Annotated in this window: 1 pseudogene; it reads right to left on the bottom strand. The window is 52.4% G+C overall.

From position 1 onward, the window contains the following. Nucleotides 1-275, bottom strand: a pseudogene (locus CWB99_RS24350) (glycosyltransferase family 1 protein); the annotation flags it as partial.

Here is a 275-nt window from a genome sequence, read left to right as displayed (position 1 = left end):
GCAGTCAGCGTGTTACGGTTTAACGGCGCAGCATGCACTAACCCCTGTGCAGAGCACATTGCTAGGCGCTTAGGCTGATCTTTAGAAACGGGCGCGGCAACACAAGGGAGCTGCAAAGCAATCGCTTGTAATAAAGCATCGCCGGCACTCAGCAGACCCATCTTGGCATTAGCCAGTAAAGCAATAAACTCAGCATTACTCAAGCCACCGACAACATGCACCAAGGGGTCGCTCGATACAGGCAAAGCGTCAGGGTAATTAGCCCCAAATACGAC

This window comes from Pseudoalteromonas rubra, assembly GCF_005887095.1.
Lineage (GTDB): Bacteria > Pseudomonadota > Gammaproteobacteria > Enterobacterales > Alteromonadaceae > Pseudoalteromonas > Pseudoalteromonas rubra_E.
This window is presented reverse-complemented; position numbering and strand designations above follow the sequence as displayed.